This window comes from Brachybacterium sp. GCM10030268, from assembly GCF_042666305.1.
Lineage (GTDB): Bacteria > Actinomycetota > Actinomycetes > Actinomycetales > Dermabacteraceae > Brachybacterium.
Genome location: NZ_JBHTCW010000011.1, coordinates 70,684 through 87,650, shown reverse-complemented (window position 1 = coordinate 87,650; position 16,967 = coordinate 70,684). Strand labels below are relative to the sequence as shown.

The following is a 16,967-nucleotide window of genomic DNA, read 5'->3' as shown; positions in this document are numbered from 1 at the left end:
GGGCCACTATCGGTGCACAGTCCGTGATCCACCCATCAGATGACGATTTCTCGGGTGCGGAATGCCACGCCGGGGCAGGTGCAGATCAGTCTCGCGCGTGTTCCCGTCGCTGTCCAGGGTCCCATCGCAGGTGCGTACGGAGCCGACCGGGGTCGTGCCGCCGGCCGCAGGGCCGCGGACCGCCGGAATCGTGAATGCTCGCGAGGGGCCGGCGCGAGAATTCTCGACGTTCGCGAAGACCGCGCGGGGCACACGAATTCCGTGCCTTCGCGCAACTCTCCGGAATCGGCTCGGCGCCCAGCGGCGCCCGGGCGGCCGAGCGGCCCCGCTCAGTCGCGACCGACGTCCTCGCGCAGCACCTCGGGCCATGCCGCCACCTGCTCGGGTCGCTCGGCGATCCGGAGCCGGGCCCGCGGCAGCACCCGTGCGAGTGAGAGCGCAGTGGAGACGGGATGGCCTCCGTCCCCGGTCCACGCCAGGATCGACACCGGCAGCCGGAGGCCCGCGAGCTCCTGCCGGGAGGGCAGGTCACTGAGCGCAGCCCCTCGGTAGGCCGCCGGGAGCAGCCGTTCGGCGACGTCCGGGGTCGCCGGAGGATGGCTCGCCGCGGCCGGAGGCAGCGCGTGCAGGCTCGCGCCGGCACCGGCGAGGCGTTCGGCGCCATGGCGCTCGACGAATGCTGCCAGTCGTTCGTAGTCCCTCGCCTGCGCGGCGCGGGTCTCCCACGCCGTCGGCGGCAGCAGCAGAGTCAGTCCGTCGAACCGGTCCGGTTCCCGCACTGCCGCGTGCAGCAGGGTGCCGCATCCCATCGACGGTCCGACGCCGTGCACCGCCTCCCCGGGGAAGTAGGCCTCCACCAGCGCCAGCAGGTCCTCGGCCAGCAGGCTCCAGCGGTAGTCCTCCGGCAGTGGGCACCCGGTGGAGCGGCCGTGGCCGCGCGCGTCATAGCGCAGCAGGCGGGTCCCGGACTGGCCCCGACCGAGATCCAGATCGAGCAGTCGGTCCCGAGCACGGCTCGAGGTCAGCCCGTGCAGCTGGACCACCGGATGCCCGCCCTCGTCGCTGTACTCACAGGCGAGCTCGGCCCCTCGGACACGGAATGGTGACAACGGGACCTCCGGGTCGGTGGCGAGACGGGTGCCGGTTAGATTACCGCCATGCGGCTCACCCACGTCGCCCATCTGCGGCTCCCGTTCGGTGCTCTGCGCAGCTACGAGGTGGAGACGTCCGCCCCTGGCGCCGAGCTGCCGGTCTCCTTCGATCAGCGCCGCCACGTGGCCGCCGGCAACCGGCCGGGCTCGTGGATGGCCATCTCGCTGACCCTGCCCAGCCGGGTCGACCCCGATCAGCTCGGTGCCGCGTGGCTGGGCGTGATCGCCCGCCACGGCACGCTGCGCACTGTGTTCGACGAGACCGACGAGACCGAGCATGCAGGAGTGCGGCTCAGGAGCATCGAGGTCGGGCCCGGCCGCTGGGTCGATCATCCCGTCGGCCCCGGTCGTTCCATGCACGAAGTGCTCCGCGAGGTGCTCGATGAGCACTGCGTGTCCCTGGCGCGCCCCGCCCACCGGCTGTGCATGATCGACACCGCCCAGGGCCCCACGCTCGTGCTGGCCGCGGATCACGCCCACGTGGATATGTGGTCCATGCTCGTGCTCGCCCGCGACCTGCTCACCGCCCTGGCGGACGTCGGCGCCGGCCGCGAGCTCTTCCCCGGCTGGGTCCCGACCTTCGCCGAGCACACCCGGATCCTGCGCGGCCGCGACGCTCCCGAGGATGTCCAGCGCCGCTGGCGGGAGATCATCGCCGCGGGCGGGGACGTCATGCCTCGTTTCCCGCTGCCGCTGGGGGAGGCCGGGCCGCAGCCCGAGCGGGTGGAGGTCCGTGACGTCCTGGACGTGGACGATACCGCCGCCCTCTCCGCGCAGGCCCGCTCCGACGGGGTCTCCACCCTCGCGCTGGCGGTCTCCCTGATGACCGAGGTGACCCGCGAGCTGGCAGGGGTCCCGCTGCGCGCCGTGTTCCCGGTCCACAGCCGGTACGACACCACCTGGCACGACTCGGTGGGCTGGTTCATCACCAATTCCGTGCTGGAATCCGGGGACCCGGCGCCGGCCGCCGCCGCGGCCGCTGTCAAGGAGGCGATCCGCCTCGGATCGTGGCCGCTCGAGAAGGTCCTCGCTCCCTGGGGAGGCATGCCGGAGGCCCCGGGCATGTTCGCGATCTCCTGGCTGGACCTGCGGCGGCTGCCCGTGCGCATCGACGACGTCGGCCTGCAGGCCCAGTACGTCAGCGCCGCGACCCGCCCCGACGGGGTGATGCTCTGGTTCATCCTCGACGAGGCGGGAGTGCATCTGCGCTGCCGCTACCCGGACACCGGCGAGGCCCGTGCCGGGGTGGGCGCCTGGCTCGACGCGCTGGTCGCCCGGATGCAGCAGCGAGCACGATCCTCCGCCGGGGACGTGCTGCGGTGCGGGCAGAGGACCTATCGCCTCCAGCGGGCCGAGCGGGGAGACCTCCCGGCGATCCGGGACCTGCTGGCCGACGACGACATCGGCCGCACCCGCGAGGCCGGGGACCTCGAGGAGTACGAGGCCGCGTTCGACCAGATCGCCCACGATCGTGCGCACTATCTGGCTGTGGTGCGCGACGAGGGCGGGACCGTGGTGGGCACGATGCAGCTGACGATCCTGCCCGGTCTCTCGCGTCGCGGCGCCACCCGCTTGCAGATCGAGGCGGTGCGCGTGGCACTCTCCGAACGCTCCCGCGGCCTGGGCAGGGCGATGTTCGAGTGGGCCCATGCCCACGGGCGCACCCGCGGCGCATCCCTGGCCCAGCTCACCACGGACCTCGAGCGCACCGGCGCCCGCGAGTTCTATGCGCGGCTCGGCTACGAGGCGACCCACGCCGGTCTCAAGCGCGCCCTGTGACGGCGTGGGCCTGGTCGAGGTGACCTTCAGGCACTAGCGTGGACGCACCGCGCACGCGCCCCCAGCGCAGCGCTCGATGACGAGGACCGGTCATGGCCGACGCCCAGACTCCGCAGGCAGAACAGGAACTGATCGTCGATTTCATCCTCTCTCTGGACGGCTGCGCCGCCGCCGAGGGGTGGCCGGGGTGGTGGGGACTGGAGAGCCCCGAGTACCTCGAATGGCTCGCGCAGGAACCCGAGCGCCTCGTGCTGATGGGCGCGACCACCTACCGGCTGATGTCGCAGATGGCGGTCGAGGCCGCGCAGATCGACGTCTCCGCGGAGGAGAAGGCCAGCTTCGAGCAGATGACCGCCACGGACAAAGTGGTCTTCTCCGCCACCCTGGAGGAGCCGCTCTCCTGGCCGAGCACCACGCTGATCAGCACTGATGCCATCCAGGGGGTCAGGGACCTCAAACGCACCTCGAGCAAGCCGCTGACCACCATCGGCAGCATCCGTCTCGCGCATTCGCTGCTGCGGGCGGGCGTGGTGGACCGATTCCGCGTCATCCTGTTCCCGGTGATCACGGGCCGTACCGGCCTCGAGCGCATCTGGGAGCAGTTCGAGGACTTCCGTCTTGATCTGCGGGAGGCGCGCACCTTCGCCGGCGGACTGCAACTGCTCGACTACTCGCCGACGCACCTGCCCGAGCCGCCCGGGACGGCGTGGCAGCGCTGACTCCATCGGGTCTCAGCTGAACTGGATCCCGCCGTCGACCAGCATCGTCTGACCGGTGACGTAGTCCGAGTCCTCGCTCGCGAGGTAGGAGACCATGCGGGCCACATCGTCCGGGACCGAGACCCGTCCGAGGTGGATCGAGCGGGCGTTCTCGGCCAGGGCCTCACCCCGCTGCTGGCCGTTCTTGGCTGCCAGCTTCTCGTCGATGAGATCCCACATCGTGGTGCCGACGATGCCGGGACCGTAGGCGTTCACCGTGATCGCGTGCTCGGCCCACTCCATCGCAGCGGCCTGGGTCAGCCCGCGGACCGCCCACTTCGTGGCCGAGTAGGGCCCCAGCAGCGCGAAGGGGCGGAAGGCGACGATCGAGGCGGCGCCGATGATCTTGCCGCCATGACCCTGGGCGACCATCTGCCGGGCCGCCTGACGGTAGGAGTTGAACACTCCGGTGATGTTCACGTCCACGATCTTCTGGAAATCCGCGGCGTCGTAGTCGATCAGCTCCTGGACCTGGGCGATGCCGGCGTTGGCGACGAACACGTCCAGGTGGCCGCCGGCCTCGACGGCAGAGGCGACCAGGCGCTCGACCGAGGCCTCGTCCGTGACGTCCACGTCCGTGCCCGTGGCCGTCCCGCCCGCCGCGGTGATCGCCTCCACCGTGGAGTCGATGCCCTCCTGCATGGTCGGCAGATCCGCCACCACGACGTGCAGGCCGTCTCGCCCCAGGCGCCGGGCGATCCCTTCGCCGATGCCGCGGGCCGCTCCGGTGACGACGGCGACCCGCTGGCCCTCGGGGGCCCTGCGCCGCGCCGCCTCGATGGTCGACAGATCGTCGGTGCCGCTTTGCGTGGTGCTCATGGTTCTTCTCCTCATCGAGAGTTCCGGCGATGCCGAGCGGCGCCGCAGCGACAGCACAGCAACGCCTGGCCCCGACGGCAACGAAGGTTCTCGCCGCACGAGAACCTTCCGCGGCGCCACCCGGGTGACCGAGCACGACCATGAGCCGACCGAACGGACGAGGACGCGCCCGATCCGCGGCGGGGCGCAGTGCGCGCACTAAACTGTCACCACGATCAGGACCCCGCCGGCCCGATCCGGCGGCCGTCATTCCAGGAGGCTCCCGATGACCGATCCGACGCCTGATGATCCCTCCCGTGCGGCGGACGACCGCGGCCAGGAGACCCTCGGCGCGACAGGCGATGGCCAGAGCGACCCCGCGCTGCAGCGCGACCCCGAGGAGTGGGTCAGCGGGGACGACCCGATGACCGAGGCCCAGAAGTCCTACCTCGACACGCTCGCCAAGCAGGCGGGGGAGGAGCTCCCGGCGAACCTCACCAAGGCCGAGGCCTCCGAGCACATCGACCGGCTCCAGGGCGGGCGCCCGGGCTGAGCCCTCACGACGGGACGGGGCGCGGTGGTCATCCACCGCGCCCCGTCGTCGTCCTGCCCTGCTTCAGCCGGCTCAGTCGAGTCAGTCCACCGTGAGCTCGCCCATCGGGCCCCAGCCCTCGACCTCGACCTGCTGGGAGATGATCTGCGGGGTCGCGGAGAGGTACTGCGGGAACTCCTCCTGCATCTTCTGGAAATGCGGGGAGTTCACGTGCGGTTCGGCGCCGTCGTCGGTGAAGGCCTCGATCAGCACATAGGTGTTGGGGTCCTTCACGCTGCGAGACCACTCGAACCACTTGTTGCCCGGCTCGGCCAGCGTCGCCTCGGTGAACTCCCGCGAGAGCTCGGGCCACTGGTCGGCGAACTCGGGCTTCACAGGGAACTTGACGTTGATCAGGATCATGTCGGGTCCTTTCCGGATCGGTGATGCGAACAGCCTGCCCGGCGGGCGAGGCGTGCGATAGAGCGATTCTCGCAGGACAAGAAGAGCACAATGGGGGTCGATCGCAAGGAGGCAGGATGACCCTGATGAAGGACCGGGACGACGAGGCCCCGGCCGGACAGATCGCCAGGGCGCTCGCCGTGCTCGAGGCCGTCGCCCAGCACGGCAGCAGCTCGGCACGCACCATCGCCGACGCCACGTCGATCCCGCTGCCGACGGTGTACCGGATCGCCCAGGAGCTGATCCGTGAGGAGTACCTCGTCCACCTCAGGGATGAGAGGCGGTTCGCCCTGGGCTACCAGCTGCACCGCCTCGCCGTCGGCCTCCACGAGGATCTCGGCATTCCGCGCGCGGTGCGCGAGGAGGTCTGCGCGATGCACCGCGACCTGGGAATGGCCGCCTATCTCGCGATCCACCGGGGCACGGACTTCGTCGTCGTCTTCGTCGCGGACTCCCCGCAGCACCCGCGGCTGAGTCCCATGGGATTCGGCTTCCATGAGAGCCCGCACTCCACCGCCTTCGGGAAGGTGGGGCTCAGCGCCCTCACGCTCGAGGAGCGCGACGCCTACCTCGCCGATCGCGAGCTGCGCGCCCACACCAATCGCACGATCACCGACCCCGAGCTGCTGCGCCGGCACCTGGAGGAGATCTCCGCGCGGGGCATCGCCTGGGAGCACCAGGAGTTCCAGACGGGGACGGACTGCCTCGCCGCCTCGATCAAGGCCGACGACGGCATGCTCATCGGGTCCGTCGCGGTCTCGGCGCCCGTCGCGGCGTACGAGGGCCGCACCCGGCACGTCGAGGACCGGGTGCGTGCCTGCGCCTCGCGCGCCGGCCGGGCCTACCGCCTCGGCACCCACCACGGCTGATCCCCGTTCTCGTTCTCGCCCCGCGATAAGCGGAGTTGCCGCGGCTGGGGGCCGTTCCTAGGTTGTGCTCCACATCACTGACGACGACGCAGTGGGAAGGAGATGTCATGAGCGCATCGCGCAGCAGCGAGGCCGTCAACGACGTCGAAGGGACACAGGAAGCCGACCGCACACTGGTCGCCCTGATCAAAGCCGCGTTCCCGCACGAGCGGGTCCCCGACGCGGCCTACGAGCGCACCGCCGCGGTGGTGCGGAAGCAAGCGGAGGAGAGCACCTGGATGCGGGTCAAGCTCGCCCAGGGTCTGGACTCCCTGCAGGGACTTGCCGGCGGGATCTTCCACGAGCTCACGCCGCAGCAGGCACTGCCGCTGCTGGGGAGGATCCAGCACACCACCTACTTCGGGTTCGTGCGTCAGACCAGCGTGGTCACCCTCTACGAGGACGAGGAGGTATGGGAGGCGCTGGGCTACGAAGGGCCGTCCTTCGACCAGGGCGGCTACATCGACCGCGGATTCGACGACCTCGACTGGCTGCCTGATCCCCGGATCGAGGAGTACGACGGCGAGCCCCTCGAGGAGGTCGTCTCCGATCTGCCCACGGCCGCCAGCACCAGCAGCACCCGCGGTGCCGCGGTGCCCGCCGGGCAGAGTCGCGCCAGGGCGGGCCGAGTCGGCAACGGAAGGACGAAGCAGGCATGAGCACCATCGACCACGACACCGAGACCGTCGTCATCATCGGCTCCGGCGCCGGCGGCGGCACCCTGGCCTACGAGCTGACGAAGCAGGGCATCGAGTGCGTCGTCCTCGAAGCCGGCCCGTACCTGCGCAATGAGGACTACATGAACCTCGAGTGGGAGGCCTTCAACCAGATGGCGTGGACAGATCCGCGCACCACGTCGGGCTCCTGGCGCATCGCCCGGGACTTCCCCAACCTCCCGGCCTGGATCGTCAAGGCCGTCGGCGGCACCACCACCCATTGGTCCGGGGCGACCCCGCGTTTCAAGCCGCACGAGTTCCGGGCCCGCAGCACCTACGGTCGCATCGACGGGGCGAACCTGATGGATTGGCCGCTCTCGTACGACGACCTCGAGCCGTACTACACGCGCGCCGAGGACGCGATCGGCTCCACCCATCGCGGTGGCCGCCCGCCGCTGCCGGCGAACAACAACTACAAGGTCCTGGCCGCCGGCGCGGAGAAGCTCGGCTATCGCTACTACGCGACCGGGCCCTACGGCACCAACGCCGCCCCGTACGACGGCCGACCGGCCTCCATCCAGGACGGCTTCAACTTCCAGGGCGACAAGAACGGCTCCAAGTGGTCGACGATGGTCCGCGAGATCCCGCGCGCCCTGGAGACCGGGAAGCTGGATCTGCGACCCGACTCGCACGTCTGCCAGATCCTCCACGACCGCACCGGCCGCGTGAACGCCGTGATCTATCTCGACAAGGACGGCGACCTCCACCGGCAGGCGGCGAAGGTCGTGTGCGTGGCCGGGAACTCGATCGAGACGCCGCGGCTGCTGCACCTCAGCTCCTCCTCGATGTTCCCCGACGGGCTCGCTAACTCCTCCGGTCAGGTGGGGCGCAACTACATGCGCCACATGACCGGCAGCGTCTACGCCCAGTTCGACAAGCCGGTGCGTATGTACCGGGGCGAGACCATGGCCGGGAACATCTACGACGAATCCGTGCACAACCCCGCGCGCGGGTTCGCCGGCGGCTACTACATCCAGACCATCTCCCTGGGCCCCGCCTTCATGGCGAGCTTCGTCGAGCCCGGCGCCTGGGGACCGGACTTCACCAAGCTGCTTGACGGCTACGAGAACACCGCCGGATGCTGGCTGGTGGGCGAGGACATGCCCCAGGAGTCCAACGCGGTCACCCTCAATGCGACCGTGACCGACCAGCACGGACTGCCGGCCGCCCACGTCCACTTCGACGACCACGCCAACGACGTCGCGATGCGCAAGCACGCCTACGGGGCGGCGACCACGCTGTACAACGCGGTCGGCGCCGTGAGCACGCACCGCACCACGCCGTACCCCTCCACCCACAACCTCGGCACCTGCCGTATGAGCGAACGGCCGGAGGACGGTGTGGTGGACAAGTGGGGCCGCGCCCACGACGTGCCGAACCTGTTCGTCTCCGACGGCTCGCAGTTCACCACCGGGGCGGCCGCGAATCCGACCCTGACCATCGTCGCCCTGGCCATCCGGCAGGCGGAGTACCTGGCTGATGCGCTGTCGAAGGGGGAAGTCTGAGTCTGCGCCGACGGGGTCAGGGCTTGATGCAGATGACGGGCTTGTTCGCCTCGAGGATGATCTGCTGGGCGAAGGAGCCGAGGAAGAGCTTGGCGACCGCCGAGCGGTGACGCACGCCGATCACGACGGCGGAGATGTCCTCGCGCTCCGCCCGGTCGATGAGGTCGCCGGCCTCGGAGTGGCCGCGCTCGTCGGGCCGTTCGACCTGCTCGACGACTTCGCCGAGGTCCGGGGAGGGAGTGTGCTCGCCGTCCATGAGGAAGTAGACGAGGTCCTCCCCGCGGCGGCGGGCCTCGCTGATCCCGTAGCGGTAGGCGGCCCGGCCGGCGGGAGTGGCGGTTCCTGCCACGAGAACAGACATGGGCGCTCCTTCGGGGGTTCTTGCCAGGCACCCTAGCCGACGCGTGGTCGCGACGGCACCGGCGGTGGTGAGGGTGTTTAGACTGTCGGGCCACCTCATGACGAAGGAGTCGTGCCCATGCCCCATGCGGCAGACAGCCCGCCGCCGGCCGGATCCCCGACCCGCCGCCGCGCCCTCAGCATCGGGTTCGGGATCCTCGCGGTCCCTGTCATCGCAGCCGCCGGCTACGAGTCGATCCGCTCCGCCTCGGGCGGCAGCAACATCCGTTCCGCCCTGACCCTGGTCGCTCCCGCGGCAGCGGGCGGCGGCTGGGACGCCTTCCAGCGCGAGATGCAGCAGACCATGCGTGCCAACTCCCTGGTGGGCAATGTGCAGGTGGTGAACGTCCCCGGTGCGGGCGGCACCATCGCTCTGGGCAGCGTCAGCCAGATGGACCAGCCGAACACGCTGATGGTGGGCGGCACCGGCCAGATCGCGGCGCAGATCCAGTTCGACACCTCGTCCGTGATCACCGATGTCACCCCGATTGCCCGCGTCATCGAGGAGTACGACCTCATCGCCGTGCCCGCCGACTCCCCGCATCAGGATCTGGAGTCACTGGTGACGGCGTGGCGGGAGGATCCTCCGTCCCTGGCCTGGACCGGGGGCGGTTCCTTCGACCAGCTCGTGATGACGGACCTCGCGCTGGCCTCGGAGATCGCGCCGGCGGAGTCGACCTATATCCCCTCCGACGGCGGGGGCGAGGCCATCCAGGCCCTCCTGAACGGAACCGCTCAGGCCACCGCGGGCGGCTTCGCCGACATCTATCCCCAGGTCCAGGGTGGAAGGCTCCGAGCCCTCGGCGTCGTCGCCCCGGAGCGCCTCGAGGGCGTCGACATCCCGACCCTGCCCGAGCTCGGCTACGACGTGACCCTGACCAACTGGCGCGCGCTGTTCGCGCCGCCCGTGGTGACCGACGAGGAGGTCTCGGAGCTCGAGGCCCTGATCGACGAAGCCGTCGCCACCCCTGAATGGCAGGACGCCGTGGAGCGCAACTACTGGGTCGAGGTGCCGCTGAGCGGCGAAGAGCTCACGCAGTACGTCGCCGAGGAGACCGACCGCATCGCCGGGCTGTTCGAGGAGATCGGAGGATGAGCGAGATGGAGAGGACCAGGAGCTTCTGGCACGGCCGCTCGGCGCTGCTGATGCCGGCGATCATCGCGGCCTTCAGCCTGTACCTGCTGATCGGTTCGTTTCTGCTGGAGGCAGGGGAGGCCGAGTTCCCCGGTCCGCGGTTCGTGCCGGTCATCCTCGGCTCGGTCGGACTGCTGCTGGCCGTGCTGCTCGCCATCGGCGTGCTTCGCCACCCCGAACCGGCCGAGGAGACCTCCGGGCGGCGCTACCGCACCCACTCGGACTTCGTCGCCCTGGCCTGGGTGGCGGGCGGCTTCCTCGCCTTCGCGCTGCTGCTGCCCTGGCTGGGCTGGATCCTCGCCGGTGGCCTGCTGTTCTGGTGCGCGGCGCACGGCTTCGGCTCCCGCCGGCCTGTGTTCGACATCCTGGTGGCGCTGTTCCTCAGCTCGCTCGTCTACCTGATCTTCGCCACCGGCCTCGGCCTGGTGCTTCCCTCCGGCATTCTGGGAGGCGGTTTCTGATGGAGCAGCTCGATCTGCTGATGCAGGGCTTCGCCGGCGCCCTGACCCCGATGAACCTGCTGTGGGTCGTCGTCGGCTGCCTGCTCGGCACCGCCGTCGGCGTGCTGCCGGGAATGGGCTCCTCGATGGCGGTGGCGCTGCTGCTGCCGATGACCTTCGCCCTGGATCCCACCGCCGCGTTCATCCTGTTCGCCGGGGTCTACTTCGGCGGTCTCTTCGGGGACTCGACGATGGCGATCCTGCTGAACACCCCGGGGCAGGCCTCCGCGATCGCCTCGACCTTCGAGGGCCATCGGATGGCGAACGACGGACGCGCCCCGCAGGCCCTGGCCACAGCTGCCATCGGCGCGTTCATCGGCGGCATGGTGGCCTCGGTCCTGGTCGTCTTCCTCTCCCCGGCGCTGGTGGCGCTGTCGGCCAGCTTCGGGCCCGCGGAGTTCTTCGCCCTGGCCCTGTTCGCCTTCGTCGCCACCTCGTCGGTGGTCGCCGACAACGTGCTCAAGGGGCTGGCCGCTCTGGTCCTGGGCATCGGGATCACCCTGGTCGGGATCGACGGGGTCTCGGGGATGGAGCGGTTCACCGGGGGAGCGCCGCAGCTCTTCGACGGCATCTCGCTGGTCACCGTCACCGTCGGCATCCTCGCCCTCGGCGAGGTCTTCTCCGTGGCCTCCCGCGTCCGGCGCGACCGGGAGGACCTGCAGATCCGCGCCGCCGGCCGGCCGTTCCTCAGCCGCCACGAGCTCGCCGAGGCCGCGCCGGCCTGGGGCCGTGGCACCCTCATCGGTCTGCCGTTCGGCGTGGTCCCCGCCGGCGGCGCCGAGGTGCCCACCTTCCTGGCCTACGAGGCGGAGCGCAGGCTGGACCGCCGGCGTCGGGTGCCCATGTTCGGCAAGGGAGCGATCCGCGGCCTGGCCGCCCCCGAGGCGGCGGGCAACGCCACCACCGGCATGGCGATGGGTGCGCTGCTGGCACTGGGCCTGCCGGTCTCGGCCACCGCGGCGATCATGCTGGCGGCGTTCCGCCAGTACGGGCTCCAGCCCGGCCCGCTGCTGTTCGATCGCAGCCCCGAGCTGGTCTGGGCTCTGCTGGCCAGCTTCTTCCTGGCGATGGTGGTGCTGCTGATCATCAACCTGCCCTTCGCCCAGCTGTGGTCGAAGCTGCTGCTGATCCCCAAGCCCTACCTGTACGGCGGGATCACGCTGTTCTGCGGGCTCGGGATCTACGCGACCTCGGGTGCCGTCTTCGATCTGCTGCTGCTCCTGGCCGTGGGCGTGCTCGGCTTCGTGATGCGCCGCTACGACTACCCGCTGGCACCGCTGATGATCGGCATGGTGCTGGGGCCGCTGGCAGAGAGCTCACTGCGCGATGCGCTGCTCTCGTCCGTCGGCGACCCCAGGGTGCTGGTCTCCAGCCCCATCACCATCGGCATCTACGTCCTGCTGGCCGTGGTCATCGCCCTCTCGGTCCGCACCGCCGTGCGCAGGCGCACACGCCGGGACGTCTGACACGGGCGCTGCCGGCCCTCAGAGGTTGACGGTCACCTCGCCCTGTTCACGCAGGTCCTCGGTGATCTGCGGGAGCGCCTCCTGCCGCTGCTTCATGAGCATGTCCTCGGCGAGCTTGTCGCGTGCGTCCTCGAAGGGCGGGATCTCCTGCTGCTGGCCGCCGGACTGGGGCTGCTGACCGCCGGACTTCGACTGCTCGACGAGCTGGTCGTACTGCTTCTTGACCTCTTCCTCGCTCGGCTCCTCGATGCCCGCCTCCTGATCGACATAGCCGGTGAGCTGGAAGTTGTCGGAGGCGTCGGCTCGCAGATCCTCCTCGGAGATGCCCTGCTGCTCCGCGGCCTTGACGAGCTCGTCGACCGACCCTGCGCCTTGCTGCGCGGCGAACTGCTCGAGCTGGGCGTCGATGTCGTCCTCGGTCGGCGTGATACCGGCATCATCGGCGGCCTGCAGCACGAGACGGTTGTCGATCAGCTGAGCGGCGACCTGCTCCTTCAGCTTCGCCTGGTCGAGCGGTTCGCCGCCGCCCTGCTGCTGTTGCTGCATGGAGGCCTGCTGGAACTGGCTCTCGTAGGCCTGGACGAACTCGTCCTTGGTGATCTCCTCACCGTTGACCTCGGCGACGACGTCCGGGACGTCCGAGACGTCGGGCTGAGCCTGCTGGCCGCCTCCGTCGCTGGGAGCCGGCGGCTGGCCGCCCCCGTCGCTGACGGAGGGCTGCTGGCCGCCTCCGTCGCTGGCGCCCGACGGAGCGGCCTGATCTCCGCTGCAGCCCGCGAGGGCCACGACAGCCGCCAGCGAGGCGGCGGCGAGCGTATTGCGGATTGTCGAGGTGCTGGGGACCTTCACTGTGCCTCCTGAGGTTGACGGCCCGGGCGACGCTACAACCCGAAACCTGGCACCGTGTTGCAGGAATACTCAGATAACGGTCAGATAACGCCGCTGGTGAGGCGCAGGACCGATGCCCTCTACGGGCCTTCCCGGACGCGGCGTCGCCGGCGGCCCGAGAGAGCTCGGGCCGCCGGCGACGCCGTGCGCTGGGTCTACGCCAGCTCCTCCGCGGCGTGGACGGCCATCGCATCGCGCACGTAGGGCGCGAGCTCCCGGCCCTCGAGCGTGAAGGTCTTCGCGAATCGAGGATCGGCGACATACATCTCACCGAGCCCCATGAACGCCTCCGCGTCGGGAGCCTTCCCGCCCCAGCCGGCACTGATCCAGTCGTATAGCCGGCGGGTCAGGGCCCGCACCTCCTCGCTGTCCACGGCGACCCCGCGCCGGGCGGCGTCGTCGTAAGCGGCGATCAGGTCGGTCAGCTCCGCCTGGAACGCCTGCTTCCCGGCCTCGTCCAGAGACCTCCACCACGCCTCGGAATCGGCATAGGCCTGCGCACCCCAGCGCTCCTCGACCTCATCCTTGTACTGCGTATGGTCGAATCCCTCGAACATCTTCTCTGCCATGAGTCCTCCTCCTGTCTCGATCATCGAAAGGGTCGCTCGCACCGACGCGACGGCCTGTGCCAGGCGCTCCCGTTCACGCTCCAGCTGCCGCACGTGCTCACGCAGCGCGTCGGCCACGTCCACCTGCTTCTCGAGCACGCGGCCGATCTCCGCCAGGGAGAGGCCGAGCTCGCGCAGCACCAGGATCCGCTGCAGGCGCAGCAGCCCGTCGCGGTCGTAGAACCGCTGGCCGCCGTGCCCGGTGCGGGAGGGCGTCAAGAGCCCCACCTGCTGGTAATGGCGCAGGGTGCGGCTGGTCGTGCCGGAGCGGCGGACGACGTCCTGCATCGACCACTCCTGCTCTGTGTTGCCGGCCATGTCCGGTTCCTCCTCTCTCCACCGTGGTGCATGGACCACAGTGACGCTTGACGTCGCGTCAAGCGCAAGGGGTATTCCGAACCGGGCCCCGAACCGTAGGGTGGCGAGCCATGGAGATGACGATGCCCGGGGACTGCGGCAACTCACCGCGCATGGCGATCGTGGCCGACGTCGCCGCGGCCTGGGCCTCGGGCGATCATGACGCCATACGCGAGTGGCTCACGGACGATGCCCGCTGGGTCCGCGTCGGCGCCGACGGACCCGATGCCTCCCACGGCGGACCCGCGATCGTGCCGCCTCCCTTCGAGGCCGAGCGCGGCGAGATCCTCACCGTCGTCAACCACGGCCGAGGGGCCGCGTGCGACGGCTACCTGATCCGCGGTGAGGATCGCGCGGACTTCTGCCACGTCTTCCGCTTCGCCGGCGCCGCCAGGACGGCCCGCATCCGGGAGATCCGCACCTACCTGCAGACCTGAGTCACCACGGGATCTGCTCCGCGGACTCCAGCACCGTCGGCTCCAGCTTCTCCGCGCGGGCCCCGTGCGCCCCCGCAGCCGCCGGAGCGAAGGCCAGTCCGGTGCGCGAGGTCAGCTCCTGGAGATCCACCAGGTAGGTCGAGAAGGCGGAGAGGTCCAGGCGCTCCAGCCCACCGAGATCCTGCGCCAGCAGGAAGGCCTGCACGCGCAGCTCGTCGTCGACCATGTAGTAGGCGGCCTTGAAGAACTCCTGGGGCAGGCGCACGCCGCGGTACTCCCGGTCCCGCTCGCCGAAGACCGGGCCGCCGACGACGCTGACCCGCAGATCCTGCACCTCGACCTGGTCGAACAGGGAGTTCTCCACCTCGCCCCAGACACCGCCGCGGCCGGACTGGTTGAACCGCGCCATCTGCGGGGCGATGTTGGTGAAGCAGAAGGAGTCCTCGTTGGCGCGCCGGGCCTCGGCCCGCTCACCCCAGGTGAGATCGGCGCGGCGGGCGATGTGCCCCCGATCGAGGCCGTTGCCGCAGTACAGGTCCTCGCCGGCCTGGGCGTCCTCCGGGAGCCGGTCATCGAGGCGGAAGTCGATCCCGTCCCGGCTGATCCGTTGCAGGCGTGCACCGTCGATGTTCCAGGCGACGACCCGCGCGAACCGTCGGGAGGCCGACTGGACCAGCGAGAAATGCGTGTACGGCACCACGGGTGATCCGTCGACGCAGGCCGCATCCTCGCGATGCTCCGCCGCCAGCTCCGGGAACGGCACCGGCTCGGCGAGGAAGTCGGGATCGTAGCCGCGGGCGCTCGCCCGGGAGGCCGCCTCGGCCTGCGCGGTGGCGGGGGAGAGGGAGAATCCCAGTGCCGTGCGGACGGACGAGGCATAGCAGGCCAGGGCACGTTCCTGCCCGTCGGCCGAATCCGCGCCCGCGAAGTGCAGCCCGCCGAGGACCGACGAGGTGTGGCCGTTGCCGGCCTTCAGCATCCACGCCGCCCCGGAGTCCCCGCCGTCGCTGAGCGCCGTCTGCTGGCCGGTGCGCCGTGGATCCGGCTCGATCTCGAAGCCGCCGATGCTGTGCTCACCGGCGCCGTCGCCGTAGTCGAGGGCGACCATCGTGTGGATGCGCGCGACGACCCCGTGGCTGACGCCCGTGGTGCGGCCGGACTTCACCACGCGATCGCCGAGCTCGGGATCGCCGATCTCCTCCGGCACCACGTCGAGTTCCAGGATCGAGGGGTCGCTGCTGCGCTGGTCGAGCGAGGCAAGGGCTGCGTCGCCAGCCGCCCCGAGATGGGACCGCAGCAGGCGGCCGAAGACGTTGCGCGGATCACCGGAATTGTCGTCATGGGTTCCGGGTTGGAGCACCTCGTCCCCGATCGTCCCCTCGGGACCGTGCAGCACGTGCCAGTTCGAGAGGACCACCGGCGCTCCGGTCCTCCGGTCGTGGACGATGGCGCCCGCGGTGCCCGCCGAGACCGTCGGGTGCGAGATGCTGACACCGGGACGCAACGGGTCCATGCGTCCCTTGCGGTCCTCGTCGAAGGCCTCGGGCACCACCTGGTACGAGGGGACGTAGACCCGTTCGATCACGTCGGTCGGCACCTCGACGGACTCGATGTCGACGGCCTCGGGCAGAGCTCGGGTGGGGGCCATCTCCAATTCAGCCGGCGCCAGCTTCGCCCGCACGGTGAACTGGATGCATACCTCGCCGGTGCGCTCGCCCTCGACCTCCTTGGTGCCGATGCCGAGGGAGGTGACGTTGCCGTCCTCGAGATAGAGCCGGCCCCAGCGGCGGATCCAGGTCCGCATCTGCTCGATGGTCGCTCCAGGTCCCTGTGTGCTCGCGCTCATGGCTCCAGTGTGGGAGGCGGGGGTGACGCGCGGGCGACGGGGACGTGAAGGATCGGTCCGTCACGGGCGCATGACGGCTCCGCGAACGGCGTCGTACAGCAGTGCGCGCCGGGCAGCATGGACATCGTCGGGTTCGTCGGCCGTCGCGGCGTAGACGTTGCTGACCGGGGACCATGCCATCGACATGCCGATGACCAGCGCCATCACGTCGAACGGGTCCCCGTCGCGGACAGAGCCGTCGTTCTGCCCCTGGGCGATGTGGGCCAGTTTGCGGTCGTCGAGGCGCTCGGCATCCTCGACGAGGTGGCCATCGGGTCGGCGCTCCAGACGGGCCCAGGTGGCCAGACGGATCAGGTCCGGCCGGCGCAGATACTCGTCGTAGAGGCGGACCGCCCAGTTCGCGAGGTCCGAGTCCTCGAGCGGGACGGCGTCCATGATGTGCGTCAACGAGTCGCGGAAGATCGCGTCGAAGAGTGCGTCCTTGTTCCCGAAGTAGCCGTAGAGCTGTGCCTTGTTCGTGCGTGCGGTCTCGACGATGCGCTCGATGCGGGCACCGGCGATGCCGTACCGGGCGAACTCCTGGGTCGCGGCCTCCACGATGCGCTCGCGAGTGGCGGCGCCGCGCGGCGTCAGATGCTTCGTCGTCATAACGACAGCCTAGCAACAGACCAGTCGGTTTACTTTGTCACGCTGTGGACGTACGCTGCGGCAGACCGAACAGT

General features: G+C 70.2%; 18 protein-coding genes. 10 read left to right on the top strand and 8 right to left on the bottom strand.

Annotated elements, in window-relative coordinates; genetic code table 11:
* Positions 1 to 329 precede the first annotated feature (329 nt).
* Entirely contained in the window at positions 330 to 1,172 is an 843-nt protein-coding gene (locus tag ACFQRD_RS14180; RefSeq protein ID WP_377804596.1) for an alpha/beta fold hydrolase, read from the bottom strand.
* On the opposite strand from ACFQRD_RS14180, the gene ACFQRD_RS14175 reads away from it, so the two are divergent.
* Entirely contained in the window at positions 1,158 to 2,930 is a 1,773-nt protein-coding gene (locus tag ACFQRD_RS14175) for a GNAT family N-acetyltransferase (protein ID WP_377019407.1), read from the top strand. The two genes, ACFQRD_RS14180 and ACFQRD_RS14175, sit on opposite strands and share 15 nt — an antisense overlap.
* Before the next feature lie 92 nt (positions 2,931 to 3,022).
* Positions 3,023 to 3,649 (top strand): dihydrofolate reductase family protein, encoded by a 627-nt coding sequence (locus ACFQRD_RS14170; RefSeq protein ID WP_377019406.1) that lies wholly within the window; start codon positions 3,023 to 3,025, stop codon positions 3,647 to 3,649.
* Between the two features lie 12 nt (positions 3,650 to 3,661).
* Here ACFQRD_RS14170 and ACFQRD_RS14165 read toward each other — a convergent pair whose 3' ends face one another.
* Positions 3,662 to 4,507: an SDR family oxidoreductase gene (locus ACFQRD_RS14165; protein WP_377019405.1), complete on the bottom strand. Its 846-nt coding sequence runs from the start codon at positions 4,505 to 4,507 to the stop codon at positions 3,662 to 3,664.
* 265 nt (positions 4,508 to 4,772) lie between these two features.
* Between ACFQRD_RS14165 and ACFQRD_RS14160 the strand changes: the two genes are divergently transcribed.
* Positions 4,773 to 5,039, top strand: a complete 267-nt coding sequence (locus tag ACFQRD_RS14160) for a DUF3072 domain-containing protein (protein WP_377019404.1) — start codon at positions 4,773 to 4,775, stop codon at positions 5,037 to 5,039.
* An 81-nt stretch (positions 5,040 to 5,120) separates the two neighbouring features.
* Here the strand turns inward: ACFQRD_RS14160 and ACFQRD_RS14155 are convergent, their stop codons facing one another.
* Complete coding sequence (locus ACFQRD_RS14155) at positions 5,121 to 5,441, bottom strand: putative quinol monooxygenase (protein ID WP_377019403.1); 321 nt, start codon at positions 5,439 to 5,441, stop codon at positions 5,121 to 5,123.
* A 116-nt stretch (positions 5,442 to 5,557) separates the two neighbouring features.
* Here ACFQRD_RS14155 and ACFQRD_RS14150 point away from each other — a divergent pair, with 116 nt between their 5' ends.
* From ACFQRD_RS14150 to ACFQRD_RS14140, 3 genes are all read left to right on the top strand, one after another.
* On the top strand, positions 5,558 to 6,349 hold the full coding sequence (locus ACFQRD_RS14150) for an IclR family transcriptional regulator (protein WP_377019401.1): 792 nt from the start codon (positions 5,558 to 5,560) through the stop codon (positions 6,347 to 6,349).
* A 107-nt stretch (positions 6,350 to 6,456) separates the two neighbouring features.
* Positions 6,457 to 7,047, top strand: coding sequence for a hypothetical protein (locus tag ACFQRD_RS14145; protein WP_377019400.1), 591 nt, complete (start codon positions 6,457 to 6,459; stop codon positions 7,045 to 7,047).
* Positions 7,044 to 8,609: a GMC family oxidoreductase gene (locus tag ACFQRD_RS14140; protein WP_377019399.1), complete on the top strand. Its 1,566-nt coding sequence runs from the start codon at positions 7,044 to 7,046 to the stop codon at positions 8,607 to 8,609. The genes ACFQRD_RS14145 and ACFQRD_RS14140 overlap by 4 nt, the downstream gene beginning before the upstream one ends.
* 16 nt (positions 8,610 to 8,625) lie before the next feature.
* On the opposite strand, the gene ACFQRD_RS14135 is transcribed toward ACFQRD_RS14140, so the two are convergent.
* Positions 8,626 to 8,970, bottom strand: coding sequence for a universal stress protein (locus ACFQRD_RS14135; protein WP_377019398.1), 345 nt, complete (start codon positions 8,968 to 8,970; stop codon positions 8,626 to 8,628).
* Positions 8,971 to 9,087: 117 nt separating this feature from the next.
* Between ACFQRD_RS14135 and ACFQRD_RS14130 the strand changes: the two genes are divergently transcribed.
* Genes ACFQRD_RS14130 through ACFQRD_RS14120 form a run of 3 tightly spaced genes read left to right on the top strand, consistent with a single transcriptional unit; the run spans position 9,088 to position 12,109 of the window.
* A complete protein-coding gene (locus ACFQRD_RS14130) occupies positions 9,088 to 10,104 on the top strand; it encodes a tripartite tricarboxylate transporter substrate binding protein (RefSeq protein WP_377019396.1) in 1,017 nt (338 codons plus the stop codon).
* Entirely contained in the window at positions 10,101 to 10,604 is a 504-nt protein-coding gene (locus ACFQRD_RS14125; RefSeq protein WP_377804594.1) for a tripartite tricarboxylate transporter TctB family protein, read from the top strand. Before ACFQRD_RS14130 ends, ACFQRD_RS14125 begins: the two co-directional genes overlap by 4 nt.
* A complete protein-coding gene (locus tag ACFQRD_RS14120) occupies positions 10,604 to 12,109 on the top strand; it encodes a tripartite tricarboxylate transporter permease (RefSeq protein WP_377019394.1) in 1,506 nt (501 codons plus the stop codon). Before ACFQRD_RS14125 ends, ACFQRD_RS14120 begins: the two co-directional genes overlap by 1 nt.
* 18 nt (positions 12,110 to 12,127) lie before the next feature.
* Here ACFQRD_RS14120 and ACFQRD_RS14115 read toward each other — a convergent pair whose 3' ends face one another.
* Together ACFQRD_RS14115 and ACFQRD_RS14110 are read right to left on the bottom strand one after the other, a co-directional pair.
* On the bottom strand, positions 12,128 to 12,958 hold the full coding sequence (locus ACFQRD_RS14115) for a SurA N-terminal domain-containing protein (protein WP_377019393.1): 831 nt from the start codon (positions 12,956 to 12,958) through the stop codon (positions 12,128 to 12,130).
* 194 nt (positions 12,959 to 13,152) lie between these two features.
* A complete protein-coding gene (locus tag ACFQRD_RS14110) occupies positions 13,153 to 13,923 on the bottom strand; it encodes a MerR family transcriptional regulator (RefSeq protein ID WP_377019392.1) in 771 nt (256 codons plus the stop codon).
* Between the two features lie 110 nt (positions 13,924 to 14,033).
* Between ACFQRD_RS14110 and ACFQRD_RS14105 the strand changes: the two genes are divergently transcribed.
* Entirely contained in the window at positions 14,034 to 14,399 is a 366-nt protein-coding gene (locus tag ACFQRD_RS14105) for a nuclear transport factor 2 family protein (protein WP_377019391.1), read from the top strand.
* Position 14,400: 1 nt separating this feature from the next.
* Here the strand turns inward: ACFQRD_RS14105 and ACFQRD_RS14100 are convergent, their stop codons facing one another.
* On the bottom strand, positions 14,401 to 16,245 hold the full coding sequence (locus tag ACFQRD_RS14100; RefSeq protein WP_377019390.1) for a DNA/RNA non-specific endonuclease: 1,845 nt from the start codon (positions 16,243 to 16,245) through the stop codon (positions 14,401 to 14,403).
* Positions 16,246 to 16,305: 60 nt separating this feature from the next.
* Positions 16,306 to 16,893, bottom strand: a complete 588-nt coding sequence (locus ACFQRD_RS14095) for a TetR family transcriptional regulator (protein WP_377019388.1) — start codon at positions 16,891 to 16,893, stop codon at positions 16,306 to 16,308.
* Between the last annotated feature and the right edge of the window lie 74 nt (positions 16,894 to 16,967).